At 36.6% G+C, this 20,862-nt stretch carries 14 protein-coding genes; 5 read left to right on the forward strand and 9 right to left on the reverse strand.

Annotated elements, in window-relative coordinates; all coding sequences use genetic code 11:
- Positions 1-8 precede the first annotated feature (8 nt).
- The 3 genes from C8N46_RS13030 to C8N46_RS13040 all read left to right on the forward strand — a co-directional run bounded on the left by C8N46_RS13030 (position 9) and on the right by C8N46_RS13040 (position 2,728).
- Positions 9-1,157, forward strand: coding sequence for an aspartyl protease family protein (locus C8N46_RS13030; protein WP_108115350.1), 1,149 nt, complete (start codon positions 9-11; stop codon positions 1,155-1,157).
- Complete coding sequence (locus C8N46_RS13035; protein ID WP_108115351.1) at positions 1,154-2,176, forward strand: alpha/beta hydrolase; 1,023 nt, start codon at positions 1,154-1,156, stop codon at positions 2,174-2,176. The genes C8N46_RS13030 and C8N46_RS13035 overlap by 4 nt, the downstream gene beginning before the upstream one ends.
- Before the next feature lie 78 nt (positions 2,177-2,254).
- Positions 2,255-2,728: a hypothetical protein gene (locus C8N46_RS13040; protein ID WP_108115352.1), complete on the forward strand. Its 474-nt coding sequence runs from the start codon at positions 2,255-2,257 to the stop codon at positions 2,726-2,728.
- Positions 2,729-2,840: 112 nt separating this feature from the next.
- Here the strand turns inward: C8N46_RS13040 and C8N46_RS13045 are convergent, their stop codons facing one another.
- Both C8N46_RS13045 and C8N46_RS13050 read right to left on the reverse strand, forming a co-directional pair.
- Entirely contained in the window at positions 2,841-3,566 is a 726-nt protein-coding gene (locus C8N46_RS13045) for an ABC transporter ATP-binding protein (protein WP_108115353.1), read from the reverse strand.
- Between the two features lie 22 nt (positions 3,567-3,588).
- Positions 3,589-5,067 carry a DUF5687 family protein gene (locus C8N46_RS13050; RefSeq protein WP_108115354.1) on the reverse strand — a complete coding sequence of 493 codons (1,479 nt, stop codon included), beginning with the start codon at positions 5,065-5,067 and terminating at the stop codon, positions 3,589-3,591.
- Positions 5,068-5,393: 326 nt separating this feature from the next.
- On the opposite strand from C8N46_RS13050, the gene C8N46_RS13055 reads away from it, so the two are divergent.
- Positions 5,394-6,434: a ferredoxin--NADP reductase gene (locus C8N46_RS13055; RefSeq protein WP_108115355.1), complete on the forward strand. Its 1,041-nt coding sequence runs from the start codon at positions 5,394-5,396 to the stop codon at positions 6,432-6,434.
- Between the two features lie 138 nt (positions 6,435-6,572).
- On the opposite strand, the gene C8N46_RS13060 is transcribed toward C8N46_RS13055, so the two are convergent.
- The 5 genes from C8N46_RS13060 to C8N46_RS13080 all read right to left on the reverse strand — a co-directional run bounded on the left by C8N46_RS13060 (position 6,573) and on the right by C8N46_RS13080 (position 18,552).
- Positions 6,573-7,610, reverse strand: a complete 1,038-nt coding sequence (locus C8N46_RS13060; RefSeq protein ID WP_245896854.1) for a glycosyltransferase family 9 protein — start codon at positions 7,608-7,610, stop codon at positions 6,573-6,575.
- 24 nt (positions 7,611-7,634) lie between these two features.
- Positions 7,635-8,240, reverse strand: a complete 606-nt coding sequence (locus C8N46_RS13065) for a DUF4254 domain-containing protein (RefSeq protein WP_108115357.1) — start codon at positions 8,238-8,240, stop codon at positions 7,635-7,637.
- A gap of 161 nt (positions 8,241-8,401) precedes the next feature.
- The gene (locus C8N46_RS13070) at positions 8,402-11,650 is read right to left on the reverse strand and encodes an SdrD B-like domain-containing protein (protein ID WP_108115358.1); all 3,249 of its coding nucleotides are present in this window, start codon (positions 11,648-11,650) and stop codon (positions 8,402-8,404) included.
- A gap of 622 nt (positions 11,651-12,272) precedes the next feature.
- On the reverse strand, positions 12,273-17,387 hold the full coding sequence (locus C8N46_RS13075; RefSeq protein WP_108115359.1) for an SdrD B-like domain-containing protein: 5,115 nt from the start codon (positions 17,385-17,387) through the stop codon (positions 12,273-12,275).
- Positions 17,388-17,622: 235 nt separating this feature from the next.
- A complete protein-coding gene (locus tag C8N46_RS13080) occupies positions 17,623-18,552 on the reverse strand; it encodes a DUF6427 family protein (protein ID WP_108115360.1) in 930 nt (309 codons plus the stop codon).
- Between the two features lie 47 nt (positions 18,553-18,599).
- On the opposite strand from C8N46_RS13080, the gene C8N46_RS13085 reads away from it, so the two are divergent.
- Positions 18,600-18,827, forward strand: a complete 228-nt coding sequence (locus C8N46_RS13085; protein ID WP_108115361.1) for a DUF6341 family protein — start codon at positions 18,600-18,602, stop codon at positions 18,825-18,827.
- Here the strand turns inward: C8N46_RS13085 and purD are convergent.
- Positions 18,822-20,093, reverse strand: a complete 1,272-nt coding sequence (gene purD / locus C8N46_RS13090) for a phosphoribosylamine--glycine ligase (RefSeq protein ID WP_108115362.1) — start codon at positions 20,091-20,093, stop codon at positions 18,822-18,824. The two genes, C8N46_RS13085 and purD, sit on opposite strands and share 6 nt — an antisense overlap.
- The gene (locus C8N46_RS13095; RefSeq protein WP_108115363.1) at positions 20,090-20,860 is read right to left on the reverse strand and encodes a glycosyltransferase family 2 protein; all 771 of its coding nucleotides are present in this window, start codon (positions 20,858-20,860) and stop codon (positions 20,090-20,092) included. The genes purD and C8N46_RS13095 overlap by 4 nt, the downstream gene beginning before the upstream one ends.
- Between the last annotated feature and the right edge of the window lie 2 nt (positions 20,861-20,862).

Below are 20,862 nucleotides of genomic sequence, written 5' to 3' on the forward strand. Positions count from 1 at the left end.
CCTTTTTCATGAAACATTTATATCTATTTTTCCTTTTCGGGATAATGCTCGCGTTGGTACGTTGCAAAGCGTATCAACAATTGCAATTGGAGTCTGAAACGACACATCGCATTCCTTTTGAATATGTAAAAGGATTGATTGTTATAGAAGCCAATGTACAACAACAAACGACTACAAATCGTTTTATTTTTGACACTGCCGCACATACGAGCAAAATTGAATATGAATTGGCAGAACGTTTACAGCTTCCGACAACATATAAACGTACTAACGGAACGGCACAAGGTATTCGGCGCACGATTGAAATGACCGTCATTGATAGCATTTTTTTAGAGAGTTTACCTTTTTACGGAATCGCCGCAGGAAAACTCCAATACGATGCCAAATCGTACAGTCCGTGTGTGGCTCCTGATGGCATTATTGGCGCAAACCTCATCAAATTGAGCAATTGGAAGATTGATTATCAGCAGCAACTGCTTGAAACTTCTCAAAATAGTTTGTTTCCTGCAGAAAATACGAAAACTCACGAACTAGATTTTAAAACCTCTTTTCGTTCAGGCATTCCAAAAATAGACATCGAAATTGGCGGAAAACTGATTAAAAATGTACTGTTTGATGTGGGTTACAACGGCGGTTTGGTCGTTCCAAAAAAATATGCGTCTTTGTTTCCTGAAACTGCGTCTGAACTTTATATCGATCAATCAACTTCGGGAATTTTTGGAAGCAACCGCGATACCTTGATCGTAAAAGAATTGGCTGTGAAATTAGACGATTTCAACACCAACATTCCTGTACAGTTTTCATCACTGAACAAAGCGTTGTTAGGAAGTGATTTTTTGGAGCATTTTACTATCTTTCTCAATTATGACACGAAGAAAATTATACTTCAACCCAAAGAAAAAGTGCAAATCGCTGCCGAACGAAATTTTATTCCTGGCATTCTGAATGATTCCCTTTGGATAGTAAATAGAACAACGCCCAATTCAATACTACAAATTGGCGACACCTTACAAACGATTAACGGTTTTCGTCCAAAAGAGTTGTTTCGCTCACATTGCGATTACTTTTTACAGATTTCAACATTGCTCAATCAAGATACATTAGTTATTAAAACACAGCATCAAAAAATTATTCATCTCAATCAATCAAAAAAATGAAAAAAACAGTTTTTATAACGCTTTTACTCCTAAGTCAGTTCGCATTTTCGCAAAAAGTAAAAGACTTTTTTTATGCAGAACCCGACGACAAAAATTTACCGGTTTTTGTACGAGGAAATTTAAAAAACAACACCATTTTGCTATTCGTTCAAGGAAATTATGGTGAAAATGGTATTGATTTCGGTCGCTCCAATTATCCGCGCTGGAAAAAGTCGTTAGAAGTCAAGGTTGCCATTGCTTATTTTGACCAACGAGGCTTGAACACATCTGTCAAAAAAATTGACACTACACGTATCAATCCCACGCAAGTGGCAAAAGACATCATTGCAATTGCTAAAAAATTAAAGGAAAAGTATAATGCGAAAGTTTATGCCTTTGGTCATAGTACTGGTGGACAAGATGTGTTGGATTGTTTGGCAAAGTTTCCCAAAGAAGCGCACTATATTGAAGCAGGTATTGTGTTTAATGCGCCCATTACGAGTGATTTTTCTCCAGAACGTTACAACCAATATCGTCCGCAATTTTTAAAAAATATTGCTACAAATTTTATCGCGCAAAAGAAAAATACTGCGTATTGGCAAGAAGCTTTCGATTGGATGACAACAACAGATTCCATTCACACACCCGAAATTTCAAAACGTTGGAATAGGTATGTCGATGCGGCGTTTACGCCAACCAAACGCAAAACAGGATTCGGAATGGCGTTGAAAGTTTTGTTTGCGCGCCCGTATAATCCTTTACGATATTTGAACGAAAAAGATAACAAGCTGGTCAGTGATTTATTGTGGGAAGCGCAACGCGATGTAAACCGTTGGAAATTGCTTCCGCAGATTGAACACCGAGTTTTACTCCTCACAGGACAATTTGACGCGATTGCCGTTCCTGAAGAGTTACAGGATGCTAGCAAACTGATTGCCAATTCAACATTGGTAGTGTTGCCTAATAGTGGACATCAATCGTTTTTGGATACGCCTAAATTGTTTGAAAAAGCTGTTTTAGCGTTTATTGGTATTAACTGACCAATTGTATGTTTTTCACGTAACTAATTGATTTTTAGATTTTTTAACTTATAGCATTAACCAAAAAAACCAAAAGTCATGAAAAAATTTAGTTACATTTTAATGTTCGCATTGTTTGCTTTTTTTGCCTGTCAGACAGACAATACAAATTTTGAAAATTTAGATACTGAAGCTACTGAATTGAAGCGCAGTGCAGCCACAGATGTAGGAGTTTTTAAGCCAATACCTAAAAACGCTGTAAAGAATTTGGATGCCTTTTTGGATACTCAACTTCGAACCATTGCCAAAAGTGATCCTGTTCGTTATGGATGCGTAACTTTTGTGGATGGATATGCATTTATTGATGAAGACTGTACAATTACTAGTGGCGTACCAGAACGTTACAGAGATTGTGACATACAATATGTTCGCTATTTGGAGTGTGCGCCAAATTACTACAATCCATATTGCATTATTTGTGCAGTGATGTTTGTTGTAGAATGCGATGATGAACTTTATTGGGGAATAGGCTATGATATTATTTGCGATTATTCGCAGCCTGTGCCGCTATAGATTTTTTTGCGATATTAAATATGTTTAGTATCGCAAATTAAAAAAGACAAAACGTGCATTTTGATACAAAAAACTATTAAAATGCACGTTTTTATTTTATATATACTCTTAACTATTCTTCTTCCAACGCTGCTTCTACGGCTGAACCTGCAAAGAAAGCTTCGAGTTCTTTTAGGGTAGCTTCTGATTTTACAATGTCTTTTACAACCAATCCTTTGTTCAGCACTACAATTCTATCTGAAACTTCCGTAACGTGCATTAAGTCGTGACTCGAAACTAAAACCGTTACTTTTTTGTCTTCCGAGAGTTTTTTGATAATACCTTTTAAGCGAATTTGTGTGGTTGGATCTAAGTTGGCAAACGGCTCATCTAAGATGATGATTTCTGGATTTCCGATGAATGAGGCTACAATTCCTGCTTTTTTCTGGTTTCCTTTACTTAAATCGCGCAGGTATTTTTTTTGATTGAGAATTTCTCCGTGAAAAAAGTCTTCGAATTGTGCTAACAAAGCATCAACATCCGATTTGTTTTGTCCGCGCAAATCACCAATAAAGTAAAAGTATTCTTCTGGTGTTAAATAGCCAATTAAGAAGCTTTCGTCAATAAATGAAGACGTAAATGGTTTCCACGCTTCACTTTCGTGCACTTTGATGCTTTTACTTTTTATGTAACCTGTTGTTGGCTGAATCAAATCTAGTAGCAAGCTAAATAGTGTTGTTTTTCCTGCTCCATTGTTTCCCACCAAACCAAAGCTTTGCCCTTTCGGAATGTCTAGTTTATCTATTTGTAAAACTGTATTTTGTCCGTATTTTTTTGAGATATTATTGATAGAAATCATTGTTCGTGTTTTTAAAGATTGATTATTTTTCGTCGAAAGCAGCAACTGTTTTGTACTTTCCTTTTTGGTATACGTTTTCTATTTGTGTGAGGAAATAGTTTCTAAAAACTAGTCCTACAACACCACTAACTGCCAATGTGATAATCCCTGCATTCACATTATAATTGGCAAGATAATAGGGCAACCAAAAAAGCAATACTGGCAATAATAATTTTGGCAATGCAATCAACAATTGTGTCGGATTGAATCCTTGGGTATTGCTAAATGCTTTGGCCCTTTCGTTGAGTTTGATAGGAACTCGGTTCAATGCGCCACCAAATAAGGTAACAAACGAGTTGATTCCGATATTGAACGAGGCACCTGCAGCGATCATGGCGTATTTGTCCCAACCGAAGTAAATATAAGGCGTACTTAAAACAAACGAAATCACTACCGCAATCACCATCAAATACCATTTCGATTCTAAGTATTGTCGGTAAGGAATGTTTTGACTCATCATCATTTTGTAGTGTTCGCTATCCCATGAAGGAACCAATTGACCAAACGAGAATAAAAATCCTGCCGTGATAAAAATAGATGCGAAGGCTAAAAATGCAGGCATGTCGTTGTATAGTTTATTGGTAAAAAATAACACGCCATAAAACAAAAATAGAAACGACATAATCACTACTTGTCTTGGACGTTTGTTTCGCCAAATCATACGCACGTCGTTTTTTAAGAAGGTTGCCATTGAGCCAAAACGGTCGAGCCAAGACAAATCGGATGTATTGACTTCTTTTACTTTTTTAGAAATCGCGCTATCTAAGTAAAAACGATTGTTTAAATAGTTAAAATTCGCATAATATAATATTGCTAAAATCGCGATAGGAATCACAATATAATACGGATTCATGTATAATCCGTAAAAAACCATTCCTGCATGTTGCGCTATATTGTAAATTCCGAAATATTGACATGCTACTATCGAAACTAGCAAAGTTGCTGTGATGTAAAATACAGTGTTGCTTTTATTTACAAGCACATTGAGGAAATTCAGCGAAAGCGTTATGACAATAATGGACAACAGCCAAAAAAGTATATTCAATAGTGGATAATTTCCATTTATATACGCTGTAACACAGTAAGGAATTGCCACCAATAATGGTAATAGATTGAAGAATGAAATGACCGATTTCCCCAGTAAAAAGTGAATAACTGTTTTCTGCTTGATAGGAATCGTCATCAGTGGTTTGATGTTCATAACAGGCATTTGCTGCATAAAGTATCGAATAAGCAAATCTGCCATAAACCAAAAAATGATAAAGCTATTGACAACAAGCATCGGATCTATGCCAGGAATCATTTTTTTAATCCCTAAGTACAATCCTGCTCCAGCAATTATTGCCATTCCACCAATATATGCTGCTGCAATAAAAAGCAATACTTTAATGGCGACGCCTTTTTGGAAAGAGGAAGAACGTATAAATTCTTTCCATTGTAGACTGATAAATTTTTGAATCATGGTTTTTATGTGAATTAGTAGTTTTCTTAGTTAGTGTGTATTTTTCTTTTTTGTTACAGATTGTTGTTGTTTGTTTTTTTGTTATTCGTTATTCGTTATTCGTTATTCGTGTTTTGTGTTTTGTTGATTTGTCGATTTGTTTTTTAAATATTGTATCTTATCAAGTTTTCATAAACGCATAAAACTTCCTCAATATACTATGTATTTTAAAAATGCATTTCGTTTTAGGTATAATTTCTAACGAAATCGTTTTAAAAGCCTTTGGGTATTGTGTATTTTTGCGGAGATTTTCGCAAAACGCGGTTATTTATTTAAAAATTTGCAAAATGTCACAATTTAATTCGTTAGAAGTACGTCATATTCACAGAGAAACCCCAAGCGCAGTAAGCGTTGAATTTCATGTTCCAGAAGCCTTAGCACCCTCATATTCTTTTAAAGCAGGACAATATATTACCCTTAAAACCAATATAAACGGTGAAGAAGTGCGCAGAGCCTATTCGTTATGTACCGCGCCTAAAGAAAATAAATTGCGTGTTGCTATTAAAGAAGTAACCGATGGTACATTTTCCAAATATGCCAACCGCGAATTGACCGAAGGTACAGCGCTAGATGTGCATACGCCAGAAGGAAATTTCATCTATACGCCTTCTTCGCATGCTGGTGCCATTGCGTTGTTTGCCGCAGGAAGCGGAATTACGCCAATTATGAGCATTTTAAAAACAGCGTTGGATTATGGAAATACAGTAGCGTTGTTGTACGGAAATAAATCTACGGAAGAGACTATTTTTTATGAGGAGTTGATTGCCTTAGCGGAGAAATATCCTCACTTTTATTTAAAATTTGTGTACAGTCAGGCACGTGCGGAAAATGCCTTGGCAGGACGTATTGATGGCACGTATGTGAATTATGTCGTGAAAAATCAAATGAAGGATATTGATTTTAAGAACTATTATATTTGCGGACCAGAAGCGATGATTCAAACAGTTTCTGAAACGCTCAAAAACAACGGAGTTTCAGAAGATGCGATTAATTTTGAATTATTTACGTCTTCCGCAGAAACCAATGAAGCCGCTGAAAATGTTTCGGGAAAAGCAACTGTTACGGTAATGGTTGATGATGAAGAGTTTTCGTTTGAAATGGATGCCAGCGAAACGATTTTAGATGCCGCATTGAAACAAAAAATTGACGCGCCTTATTCGTGTCAAGGTGGAATTTGTAGTAGTTGTATTGCTCGAATTACGGAAGGAAAAGCGGTGATGGAAAAGAACCAAATTTTAACCGATAGCGAAATTGAAGACGGCATGATTCTCACCTGCCAAGCGCATCCTACTACGCCGACTATTGCGGTGGATTATGATGATATTTGATTTTTTTTGGTGTTGGGTATTGGGTGTTGGGTTTTTGTTGTTTGTTATTCGTTTATTTGTTTTACTGTCAACTGAAAACTGAGATTGAAAACAGATTTCTCAATAAGTAACTCAAAATGATGTTTGATATTCCATGGATTATCCGTTACGTAACACTTCCTCAATTTTCTTTACAACCGCTTCTGGAGTGATGGTTTGCATCACGTTTTCGTAGCCTTCTGGATATTTGTTTCCGTAGATGGAAGTTGGTACGAGTGGATATTTTTCTTTGTCTGCTAACAGTGCATTTTCTTTGGGTTGCCCGAAGGGATAAAATCCTGCAAACGGATGCGTTACGCCCCAAATGGTGATTACTTTTCTACCAAACATCGCGGCTAAGTGTGCATTTCCAGAATCCATGGAAAGCATAACGTCTAAATTGGAAATGAGTTCAAGTTCTTCTTGAAAGGATAGTTTTCCAGCAACGTTAGTTACCGAGTCATACGCTTCTTCCCATGTGGAAAGTTGTGCCACATCTGCTGGTCCGCCAAAAAGGATGATATGATAGTTTTTGGTGTCTGCCAATTTTGATATGACAGCTTCCATTTGTGCGACTGGATAGGTTTTTCCCGCGAAAGCGGCAAACGGCGCAATTCCAATGGTTTTTTTAGTGGTTTTGTTGAGAATTGTTTGACTGTTTTCGGTAAGTTGCAACGGTTGTAAAACATCATCTTGTGTGAGTGACACATTGTATCCCAAATTTCTAAAAACATCCGCATATCGCTCGTGTGTTGTTTTGAGTTGCTGGAAGATTTTTCCTTGTGTCAAGGCTTTTTTTTCAGCTCTTCCTTTGTCAATCAACGCGATTTTGTATCCGCCAAGGAAAAAGAAAAAACGCAGTATTTTTGAACGCAACACATTGTGCAAATCGGCAACGACATCAATGTGTAGTTTTTTGAGTTCTTTGTAGAGTTTGAAAAGTCCAAAAACGCCTTTGTGCTTGCCTTTTACGTCTGCCGTGTAGAAAGATACATTGGGAATATTGGCAAATATCGGTTGAAAGAAACCTCGTGAAACCACCGTAATTTTCACTTCTGGATATTCACGAACCATGGCTTTGATGACAGGAACCGTCATAGCAACGTCTCCCATGGCTGAGAGACGTATGACTAGAATGTGTTTGGAAGTCTGTTCCATGGTTGTGTACCTATGGTGAGACGTTTATTTGTTTTTGTTGTACAATACCGGATTTAAGTCATCGTCGTTGTACATTTTCATTTGCTTGTACACTTTCATGTATTTGTCACCGTTTTCAATATCGGCAATCAATTGGTCAATCGCGGTTGATAAATCGACGCGTTGCTCTAGCAAAATGTTTAATTTGTCTTGACATTTTGCTTTGTGTGCTTCCGAAGCATCTTCACGATCGACTTCTTCTTGCATGTGATAGATTTTTAATGCCAAAATAGACAAGCGATCAATAGCCCAAGCAGGACTTTCCGAATTGATAGTCGCCGTTTCTTTTGGTTGAACGTCTTTGTATTTTTGCAAAAAGTAGCTGTCTATATATTCCACCGTATCGGTTCTATCTTGGTTAGAAGCATCAATCAAACGTTTTAATTTGAGTGCTGCAACAGGATCGATATTTGGATCTCTAATAATGTCTTCATAATGCCATTGAACTGTATCAATCCAATTTTTTCTGTAGAGTAAGTGTTCTATTTTATCTTTTGGATATGGATTTTCAAAAGGTTGGTCTACACTATCAATGATATGATATTTTTCAATGCTTTCTTGAAATATGGTATTTGCGAGATCACTAAACATAATGCTATTATTTTGATGCAAATATACGTTAATATTTGAGTTTCCTATAAGATTTGAAATCTATTGATTTTTCAGCGTTTTGTGGTTTTGTTAGGTGTATGAACAAAAAAAGAGTCGCTTTGCAGCGACTCTTTTTGAGGTTTGAGGGTTATTGCTATAAATTATTTCTTGATGAATTTTTTGCTAGCAACTTTATTTCTTGAGGTGAATTTTGCATAGTACATTCCTGGCGCTAAACGCTGAACGTCTACTTTGTATTCACTTCCGAACGAGCTTACCGTTGTGTTTAGTACTTGATAACCTCTGTCATTATAAATTTCTACAGTAACATCACCTGCAAATTCATCTGCATTGATTGCGATTTCTTTTACAGTTGGGTTTGGATATAATCTCAAGTTTTCAGATACATCTTCTACAGCAGTGTTGATAGTGCTTCCATCTGTAAATAGTACATCTTCTTCATTTGCAGCTCTTGAGGTAGAGTTTACATCTTCCACTTTAATACCAAAGTTAATGTCTACTAAGTTCGCGTTCATCACTGTTGGATACACTCCGTCAGGATTTGTGGTTCCAGAATCTGGATCGAATGTTGGTGTGTACGTTGTAAAGATGGTATCTTCTGGAATGATAACTACGATGAATACTTGTCCTCCTGGAATATCATCTACTAAGTAGTTAGGATTTAAGAATCCGAATCCGTTGTTTGATGTTTGCGTAAATGCTACCAACAAGTCTAAGTTCGGATCGAATGTTCCAGACAAGTCAGTATCAGCATAGATTTCTACTGGTAATCCGTCAATAGTTCCTTCTCCGTCATCAAATATACCATTTGCGTTTTGGTCATCAAATACAACACCTGTTACTTGGTATAATGTTGAGGCAATTTTGATACCGAAATCAACATCAATTGCGTTGGTATTGATACTAGAAATAGCTCTACTATCTGGTGTTGTAAATGTTCCGTTTGATGGCAATGTTGGAATTACCAATACGTTTGGAAGGTTTACGTTAGAGAATTGATAGAAACCAGTTGCTGATGTCGTAATTGTACTTAATGATCTGTCAGCCGTATCTAAGGTACCGTTAGCATTTGCATCTTCGTATAGTGTTACTGCAATTCCTTCCAATCGAGATTCAAATAAATCTTTTTGTTGATCTGAGTTTGCATCGTCCCAAACAAGACCAGAAACATTGTAAAGTACTACCAATTGTCTGTTGATACCAAAGTCGATTGTTGTAGAAGCACCACCAGTTACTACTACACTTACAGGCGTAGTTGGTGTGTATGTGTATTGAGGAGTGTTTGCTGGTATGATTACTTGAACAATTACATTTGTAGCTGTGATACCTGTAAATTGGTAATTTCCACTTCTATCAGAAGTTGTAGTTGCAATTAATGGCTCACCTCTGTCTACTCTTCCGTTTTGGTTTAAGTCATCAAATAAGTTGATAACCACTCCAGACAATCCTGCTTCCGTTGGAGCATTCATTCCGTCAGCATCACCATCATTGAAAACATTTCCAGTTACGTTAAAGCTTAATGCTGTTTTGCTGATTCCAAAGTTAACATCTACTACATCTGTATCTACAGAGCTGATTTCGCGTCTTGCATCCGTAGTTAATGCGTAGCTATAGCTAGCGTCATTGCTTGGTACTGTAACGGCAACTACCGTATTTTGAACTGTTACATTTAAAAACTCGTACGTTCCATCAGCCGCAGTTGTTGTAGTTGCGATAACTGTATCATCCGTTCCTACTCTTCCATCAGCGTTTTCATCTACGAATAGTGTGATAGTTACGTTTTCCAATCTTCCTGCTTCCGCAGTATCTAATGTAGCATTTTCGTTTTCGTCATCGTATACAGTTCCGAAGATATTGTATGCTACGATTAATTCTTTGTTGATTCCGAAATCTGCGTTGGTAACATCAGTTGTAGCAGAACTTGTATTTACTACATCTGCGGTTGTTAATACATACGTAAATGTTGTTGTACTTAGTGGTACTGTTACAGATACTAATGTGTTTTGAACTGTTACATTTGAGAAGCTATAAGTTCCGTCAGCCGCAGTTGTTGTTGAAGCGATTACAGTATCTGCAAAAGTTACAGTGCCGTCGTTATCATTGTCAACATATAATGTTATTGAGATGTTTTCTAGAGCATCTTCTCCTAAATCAGCAACTCCATTAGCGTCGTTATCATCAAAAACATTTCCTGAAATGTTGTAGTTTACAAGTTGCGTTTCGTTAATTCCAAAGTTAACATCGATGATGTTTTGGTTGAGCATTGTGATTGCTTCTTGCGAATCGGTAGTAGCAACATAGTCAAAAGCTGCCGTGTTTCTTGGCTTTACCGCTTCTACAATAACGTGTGTAAACATTACTTGTGTAAATATGTATGCACCGTTAGCGTCTGTTGTTGTGGTTGATACTAAAATTTCATCTGCTTCAAGCGATCCGTTCGCATTGGCATCGTTGTATAAGTTTACTTCAACACCAGCTAAACCAGCTTCGTTGTCGTTCATTGCATTTTCGTTGTTGTCATCATATACAACTCCTGAAATGTCGTAAAACTGTATTTGTGTTCTTTTGATACCGAAGTCAATATTTGTAATATCACCAGTTGTAACAAACATTGCGTTTGTAAGTGGTGTTGTTGCTTGGTATGTAAAATCAATAGTGTTTGATGGCAATTCTGCTACCACAATTACGTTGATTGCTGAAGTGTTTGAGAAAATATATCCTCCAACTCCATCAGTGATTTGCGTTTCCAATAATGGCTCACCAGCGTCAACAACGCCATTTCCATTTACATCATCGTATAAGTTTACTTGAACATTTGGAAGGAATCTTTCAACACCATCTAACACACCGTTAGCATTTGTATCGTTGAATACTGTTCCAGAGATTGAACTTGTTAATGGATTTGTTGGTCCTAAAATGGTTCCGTGGAATAACTTTCTTCCTGCTTTGTATCCAAAGTCAACTTCTCCAATATCGTATCTTCCATCTAACGTAAAAGAGAATGTTTTCATTCCTCCATTTTTGTTTACAGAAGAATCCCATTTGATTCCGTAGTATTGAAAGTGTGGATCTACATGTGCTTCCCAAGTATTTGGAGAGGCAGAGTTAACCGTGTGATCATCATACAATTTAAGTTTCCAGTGTGATAAACTTCTTCTTGCGCCATTACCTGTAACTTTATACGTCCAAGTTGAGGTTCCGTCAAGGTTGTACTGTACTCCTAAAAATTCAAAAATAAAACCGTGTAAATCTACCGTTGCAGAAGCGTTTTCTTCTACGTTTGCGGTCGGTAAGGTTTCGTAAGATTTGTTTGATGAAGTGTTAACTGCGTTCAGCGTAAGGCACGCTAAAAACAGCGCAATTGCGCTTAGAGTAATTTTTGTCTTCATTTTAATTGATTCGTGTTTAGCTAGTTGTATGCGGCTTTTTTACATACAACAGAATAATTAATACTAGGTTCGGGATGAGTGGCTTATTTCTCGATGGCGAATTTATCTTTTTTGTAAGGAATTGACTGACATTTTTATGTCAATTAGATGAAGTGATTATTTTTAACGACGAAAAGCTATTTTAGTAAACTTATTACTACTTTTTTTGTAATTTAAAGCAGGTGTTTTTTGCTCTATTTTTTTCTTTTTGTAATGTCTTCGAAAAATATTTTCAGCACGTGTAAGTATATTTTTAACTAATTTTTGTTAAAAATTCCAAATTCTTATTTTTTTATGCAATTAATGTTTCCTTTTTTGACAGCTATTTCTTTAGTAAAAATGAAAAATATAATTTCTTTTTTTGCAAAATTGAGATAAATTTTAAGCAAAAATGAACTGTTTAATGGAATTTTTAGAGCGGTTTTGTCATCGTTCTTTTGACTTTTAATACCTATTTGATGGCAATATCGTCATATTAAGCTTGAATTTGAGCTTTTCTTACTTTAAATATCAAACGATAAAGCAAAAAAAGAGCCGCTATTAGAGCGACTCTTTTTAAGGTTTAAGGGTTTCTTGCTATAAATTATTTCTTGATGAATTTCTTGCTAGCAACTTTATTTCTTGAGGTGAATTTTGCATAGTACATTCCTGGCGCTAAACGCTGAACGTCTACTTTGTATTCACTTCCGAATGAGCTTACCGTTGTGTTTACTACTTGATAACCTCTGTCGTTGTAGATTTCTACCGTAACATCGCCTGCAAACTCATCTGCGTTGATAGCGATATCTCTTACGGTTGGGTTTGGATACAAACGCAATCTTTCAGATACATCTTCTGGAGCTGCGTCAATGCTGCTACCGTTGGTAAATAGTACATCATCTTCATTTGCTGCTCTTGATGTAGAGTTTGCATCTTCCACTTTAATACCAAAGTTGATATCAACCAAGTTTGTATTTAAGTTTGTTGGATATACACCATCTGGGTTCGCTGTTCCAGAATCTGGATCGAATGTTGGTGTGTACGTTGTAAAGATGGTATCTTCTGGAATGATGACTACGATGAATACTTGTCCTCCTGGAATATCATCTACTAAGTAGTTAGGATTTAAGAATCCGAATCCACTATTCGATGTTTGTGTAAATGCTACTAACAAGTCTAAGTTAGGATCAAATGTTCCAGATAAGTCAGTATCAGCATAGATTTCTACTGGTAATCCGTCAATTGACTCTTCTCCAGCATCAATGATTCCGTTTGCGTTTTGGTCATTAAATACAACTCCTGTTACTTGGAACAATGTCGATGCGATTTTGATACCAAAATCAACATCAATTGCGTTGGTATTGATACTAGAAATAGCTCTACTATTTGGTGTTGTAAGTGTTCCGTTTGATGGCACCGTTGGTACTACCAATACATTTTGAAGGTTTACGTTAGAGAATTGATAGAAACCAGTTGCTGAAGTCGTAATTGTACTTAATGATCTATCAACCATATCTAAAGCTCCGTTTGCGTTAACATCTTCGTAAAGTGTTACTGCAACTCCTTCCAATCGAGATTCTGTACTATCTTTTATTTGGTCAGCATCTTGATCGTCCCAAACAATACCAGAAACATTGTACAATACTACTAATTGTCTGTTGATACCAAAGTCAATTGTTGTAGAAGTGCTTCCTGTTACCACAACACTTACTGGTGTTGTTGGTGTAAATGTAAATTGAGGTGTATTTGCTGGTAATACCATTTGTACAATTACATTTGGAGCCGTAATTCCTGTAAAGTTGTAGTTTCCACTTCTATCAGAAGTTGCGGTTGCAATTAATGGTTCACCTCTGTCTACTCTTCCGTTTTGGTTTAAGTCTTCATATAAGTTGATAACCACACCTGACAATCCTGCTTCTGTTGTAGCATTCACTCCATCAGCGTTTACGTCGTTAAATACATTTCCTGAGATATTGTAGTTTGCTGGTGCACGATTTACACCAAAATCAACATCCGTAATGTCTGTATCTACAGAGCTTAAGTTAAAGCTACTAGCCGTTGTTAATAAATAAGTGAATCCTCCACCATTGTCAGGTACTGTAATTGCTACAATTGTGTTTTGAACTGTAACGTTTAAGAACGAATATGTTCCGTCAGCTGCTGTTGTTGTTGTTGTAATTAGCGTATCCTCGCTTCCTACTCTTCCATCAGCATCCTCATCTACATACAAGGAAATTGTTACATTTTCTAATCTTCCTGTTTCAGTAGCATCTAAGATTGCATTTTCATTGTCATCATCATACACAGTTCCGAAGATACTATAGTCTACGATTAATACTCGATCAATTCCGAAGTCAACATCTGTTACGTTTGTAATTGCTGAACTTACTGCTTGTGCGTCTGCTGTAGTTAACGTGTATGTGAAATCTGCTGTATTTGTTGGTACTGTTACCGCAACAATTGTATTTCTTACAGTAACTCCTGTAAAGCTATAGTCACCAGCTGTTGTGCTTGATGTTGTTGTACTGATTGCAGTATCTCCCGCATCAAGAATTCCATCACCGTTGTTGTCAGCGTATAATGTTACTGTTACTGCTTCTACAAATCCTTCAGTAGCATCTTTAATTCCGTCACCGTTATCATCGTCAAATACAGTTCCTGAAATATCATATAAGATAACTTCTACTTCATTGATTCCGAAATCAGCTCCTGTAATATCTGTAATTAAAGAACTCGTATCTATTGAACCCGCTGTAGTTAATGTGTATGTAAAGTTTGCAGTGTTTGCAGGTACGGTTACTTCCACTACAGTGTTTTCAACCGTTACATTTGAGAAGCTGTAGGAACCGTCGTTTGCAGTTGTAGCCGTTACGATTACTGTATCACCAGCATCTACTGCTCCGTCTGCATTTGTATCAGCGTATAACGTTACTGTGATATTTTGTAAATCACGCTCTCCAGCATCTGCTGTACCGTTTTCGTTGTCGTCATCAAATACAGTTCCTGAGATGTTGTAATCAATAACTTGCTCTTTGTTAACTCCGTAATTTACGTCAGTTACATCGTTGATAGTTCCTGAAACCGCTACTACATCTGGCGTAGTTGCAACATACGTAAAGTTTGGAGAGTTTGCTGGTACTGTAAATTCTACTAATGTATTTCTTTTAGATACATTTTCAAATTGGTATTCCCCGTTTGCTCCAGTAGCTCTGTTTGCTAATTGAACATCGTTTGCATCAAGTGCACCGTCAGCATTAACGTCTTCGTATAATCTAACAACTACGTTTTCAATTCTTCCTTCTGATGGGTTGATATCTCCACTTTCGTTGTCGTCATCAAACACCACTCCTGAGATGTTGTAGTCAATAACTTCTACTTCGTTGATTCCGAAGTTTACGCCTGTTACGTCTGTAGTTGTTGAACTTGTATTTACTGAACCTGCAGTTGTTAATGTATACGTGAACGCAGGTGTGTTTCCTGGAACAGTTACTGCTACTACTGTATTTTCTACAGTTACGTTTGAGAAACTGTACGTTCCGTCTGCAGCTGTTGTTGCTGTTCCGATTACCGTATCACCAGCGTCTACTGCACCGTCTGCATTGTTATCAGCATATAAAGTAACTGTGATAGATTCTAAATTATCCTCGCCAGCATCTTGCGCACCGCTTTCGTCGTTGTCATCATATACATTTCCTGAAATTGCATAGTCAATTACTTGAACTTCGTTGATTCCGAAATCAACTCCTGTTACGTCTGTATTGATAGAATCGATAGCCTGTGTTCCAGCAGTTGTTAATGTGTATGTAAAATCTCCAGTATTTGTTGGTACTGTTACCGCTACAATTGTATTTTGAACACATACATGTAAGAAACTGTATGTTCCATCGTTTGCAGATGTAGTTGTTGAAATTACAGTGTCGCCTGAGTCTAACAATCCGTCAGCGTTGTTATCAGCATATAACGTAAGTGTTACATTTTCTAATCCTGCTTCACCGCCATCTAAGGTTGCATTTTCGTTATTGTCATCGTATACAGTTCCGAAAACATCATAATTTATAGGAATTAATGCTTCATTAATTCCAAAATCAACAATTACATCGTTTGTAGAACCTGATATTGCTACTACTTCTGGAGTTGTTGATGTAAATGTAGTTGTTGGAGTATTATTTGGTACAGTCACAGCTACTAATGTTTCAGCAACATCGATATTGTTAAATTCGTATGCTCCGTTTGCATCTGTAGTTTGTGAGTTGATTACAGTATCTCCAGAATCCAACATATTATCGTTGTTGTTGTCAGCATATAATGTTACTGTAATTCCTGATGTAGCAGTTTCTCCTGCATCAATGTTTCCATCTTCGTTGTTATCGTCGTATACGATACCTTTTACTTTGTAAGATACAGGTGGCGTTAAGTCTACATAGTCAGACGCGTCTGTAATTTTACCAACATCGTGTGGATCTAATCCTGAGATTTCAATTAAAGAACCTAATTGTAAGCTGTTGTACGTTCTTAATTGAGCTGGCGCTGTATATTTTTGTACAAAACTTTTTAATGTACATGTTGTGTGAGGACAACCGTTGTAGTATGTTGTAGAACATTGTCTTTTGTTCTTCAATAATTGAAGATTGCTGTACTTATCTTTCGCCATTTGCGCATATACATCTTCATTGTTTGCCCAGTCATATCTGTTGCTATTGAAGTTGTATGCTTGTACTTGATACGATGTAGCTGCATACATTTGTCCGTTGTCATCTACTACGATATCTCCTAGTTCTCCTTTGTATAAGAAGCTAGAGTATCCCCAGTTGTCATATACTGGTCTTCCATTAGCTACAGAAGTTGTTTGACCAGAAGTATCAGCTAATCCATTAAAGCTAATTTCCAATAAGTAAATGTTATTGTTGTATGAGCTGTAGTAGTACGTAGTTTCTGTTTGGTACGTGTTTCCTCTTTGTGCTAAGTTGTCATCTGAGGTTCCCGAATCTGCTTGTGGTAAGTCTTCTTCAGGAATGTAATCACTTACATTATCGTTAATTTGGTTTGCTTCTTCTGCTTCAATAATTACGAAATCCGCAGGAGTTTCTCCATTTCCATCTCTTCCTCCATTGTCTACAACATCTTCTTCTGTAGAAACGCTAGTTCCTCTTGTACTAAACATTCCTGTAGATGTTGTCGTTGCTGCTCTTGGATTATTGTTTAATTCATCTTTAGGATTTTCATTTACTGAAGAAGTTCTTCTTCCATCTCTGTAGTAGTAGCAATATACAGGATATTCCATTGCGAAATATAATTTCCCGTTGTAAAATGTTGCTCCACCAGAAGCTAAACCTCTAGAAGAGTACGCATGACCTGTTCCTGTGAAAAAGTGTCGCACCGACCCAAAGTTTTTATGTGTATTTGTGTACACATTGTAACCATAAATCGTCCAGTTGTAACTGGAAATGTGGTTTGAAACGTAAAAAATCCATCCTGTACTTGCGTCACTAGCGATAGAGTTAATTTCGTTTACATAAGGTGAAGTTGCCAATAACGTAGCGTGGTACGTATTCATGTCGAGTTTGTAGATTCTTTTTCCTGCCGAAATGATAATTAAGTTACCATCTGTGGTCATCATTTCATTCTCGACTACATTTTCGCTGGTAGGCATTGAATTAGCGAAAACATTGGTTAATCCTAATAAGGCGATTAGGACCAAAAGAGTAATTTTAGTCTTCATTGATTTGCTGTTTAGTTTACTATTATATGTGCCCGAAGCAGATAAAATAGATTTTGTTTACAATAAGTTTGGGGTGAGCGGCTTAATTCTCGAACACAAAAATATTTGGAATTATCCTAAAATGCTGAAAAGAGGTTTTCTTTTAGATAAAACGTCATTAAATTCGAGAAAAAGTATTTTTTAGGTGTATTTACTTACAATGAAGTAGGTTTTTACTTTATCTAATTTATGGTTTTTAAGCTTCTTTAAGATATATGTTGAAGAGAAAACTAACAATCATTAGTATAAACAGTATACTATTTGCAATCCTTTTGTTTTCAATATTTTCGAGAAGATTTGCCATAAAAACAGCTAACGGAAATGCGAATAAAAACTCTGAATTTTGAATGCTATTTTTAGCTAATAACACGTAAAATGTTCCTATAAAAAATAGCATTTTGATTATTAAAAAAGAAAGCTTTTTTTGAGAAGAATAGCTTTTGTATTTTAATAAAAATAGTACAAAAATTATGCTAAAAAGAAATGCGATTACAAAATGTAGTGCAATACGTCTATAGTTTGTCGTTGAATAATTAATTTGCACATCAAACTCCAATAGTGAATTTGTAGGAAGTGCTTGTTTCGTAAGGTAAACATATATACTGTAAAGCATCACAACGACTCCAAATCCTATAAATGGTACAAGCCAATTTTTATAATCACTTGAAACATAGAGTAGAATTCCTAAGTATACAATTGCCATATAAAGCACCATCCAAGCATCAAATAAAACAGCCAAACCGATGAAAAAAGAAGCATCAAATAGTTTCTGTTTTACACTTCGCAACGAGCCTAAACTAATAATTCGCCTCAAGGCAAAAAGAATCAAAAGCTGCATCAATACGATGTTTATATGCTGAAAAATAGAAGGGAAAAATCCGATAACCAGCGTGAATACAAATAGCGCATAATCGTTTTGTTCGGTTAAATCGTTCTTCTTTACGACAAAATTCACCATAAACAAGGAAAATAACAGTAACAAAACCACTGGAAGTTCCGCTGTCAAAAACTCCAAACCAACAGCTTTATACCCTGAAAATAAGTATATTACAAAATACACTAACAGCAATACTGCACAGAGAATAAAATTTATCGGTTTTGATTTTCCAAAAACGCTTGTTATCATTTATAGGTTTTTATACTTTTGTACTGTAAATATAATACGATTTATCGATGAAAAGTTTTTTTGAAGGAATTGCATACTTGTTTGAAGAAATATTATTTCTTCCATTTGAAGCATTGCGTAAGCTAGAACTAGAAAGTTGGACACTTGCCAATACTTTAAACTGGATTTTTATGTTGGTTTGTGCAGCAGCAATTGTATACTGGGTATTACAATTGAAAAAATTCAACGACAACGGCGAAGAAAATAAAGATGTAACAGCGCATTCGTACTTATAAGTCGAAGCCAATATCTTTTCTATAATACATCTTATCAAAATGTAGTTTTGCTATACTTTGGTAAGATTTTTTTATGGCATCTTCATACGTATCTGCATACGAGGTAATGGCAATAACTCTTCCGCCATTGGTCACCACTTTTTCACCGTCCAATTTGGTACCTGCGTGAAATACAATAGCATCTTCAATGGTTTGAATGCCCGTAATTTCTTTTCCTTTTTCGTACGCTTCTGGATAACCGCCCGAAACTACCATGATAGTCGTTGCTGCTTCTTTTTTGATTTTTACATCAATCGTATTTAGAGACTGCGTTCCTACAGCTTCCAAAATGTCTACCAAATCATTTTCCAAACGCGGAATGACAACTTCCGTTTCCGGATCGCCCATTCGTACGTTGTATTCTATCACAAACGGATCGTTTCCAACTTTTATCAATCCGATAAAAACAAATCCTTTATACGGTAAGCTATCTTTCTGAAAACCATCAATTGTAGGTTTGATAATGCGCGATTCAATTTTTTCCATGAATTCTGCGTCTGCAAACGGTACTGGAGAAACAGCGCCCATGCCACCTGTATTCAAGCCTGTATCGCCTTCACCAATACGTTTGTAATCTTTCGCTGTGGGAAGTGTTACATAATTTTTTCCGTCCGTAACGACAAAACAACTCAATTCAATTCCGTCTAAAAATTCTTCTATCACTACTTTGGTACTCGCGTTTCCAAATTTGGCATCGACTAACATTTCACGTAAGGAATCTTGTGCTTCTTGCAAATCGTTGATAATCAACACACCTTTTCCAGCCGCCAAACCATCTGCTTTGAGTACATACGGCGGTTGTAAGGTTGTTAAGAATTCGCAACCAGCTTCTACAGTTTCTTTGGTAAAACTTTCATACGCTGCGGTCGGAATGTTGTGACGCATCATGAATTTCTTTGCAAATTCTTTGCTTCCTTCCAATTCGGCAGCTTCTTTTTGCGGACCAATCACGTGAATTCCTTTTAAAACATCATCATTCAAAAAATAATCGTGAATTCCGTTGACGAGCGGATCTTCGGGTCCTACCACAACCATGTCAATATTGTTTTCCACAGAAAATTTTCCAATCGCATCAAAATCATTAACGCTCATCGCCACATTTTCAGCAATGCCAGCAGTTCCGGCATTTCCTGGTGCTACAAATAGTTTTGTAACACGCGGACTTTGCGCAATTTTCCAAGTAAGTGTATGTTCTCTTCCTCCTGAGCCTAATACAAGAATGTTCATAGTGGTACGGTTTGTCGTGGTTTTATAAAGAAATGTTCTAGTAAAAATCGAATCAAATACACGATTGATTTTAAAACGCCAAAGTTAAGCGCCTTTCTGTAAATAGTGTAATTGTATTGTAATAAATTTAGTTTATTAGACGAAATGGAGTTTTCGCGCACGCGATATATGGCAAGCGGCACTTCCAAACTGTATGCAAAATCTACTTTTTGAACCAATGTAAGCCATAATGCCCAATCTTGTCGTTTGCGAATGTTGGGCATGTACACTTTTCCCAATGTTTGAGCATTGTAAATTCCTGTCAAATTTCCAATATAGTTGCTTTTGAGCATTTTGGAGAAATTCACTTTGGGCAAGGCTTTCACCATTTTTTGAAGCGAATTTCCCTGTTCGTCCATCAATTCGTAACTGGAAAAACTCACCGCAATATCATTTTTTTGCATGAATGCGATTTGTGTTGCGAGCTTTTCAGGCTTCCACAAATCGTCTGCGTCCAAAAAGGCTATATACTGTCCAGAAGCTTTCTCAATCGCTGTATTTCGTGCGATGGCGGCTCCGGAGTTGGTTTGTAGTACCTGTACTTTGATACGTTCGTCTTTTGCGGCGTATTTGTGTAAAATTTCTACCGTGTTGTCTGAAGAAGCATCATCCACAATAATCATTTCCCAATTAGCATACCTTTGCGCACGAACCGAATCAATGGTGTCCGAAATAAAATCTTCAGAATTATAGGTTGGTGTAATGACAGAAACAAGCGGCTGATGCATGA

Source organism: Kordia periserrulae (assembly GCF_003054265.1).
Classification (GTDB): domain Bacteria; phylum Bacteroidota; class Bacteroidia; order Flavobacteriales; family Flavobacteriaceae; genus Kordia; species Kordia periserrulae.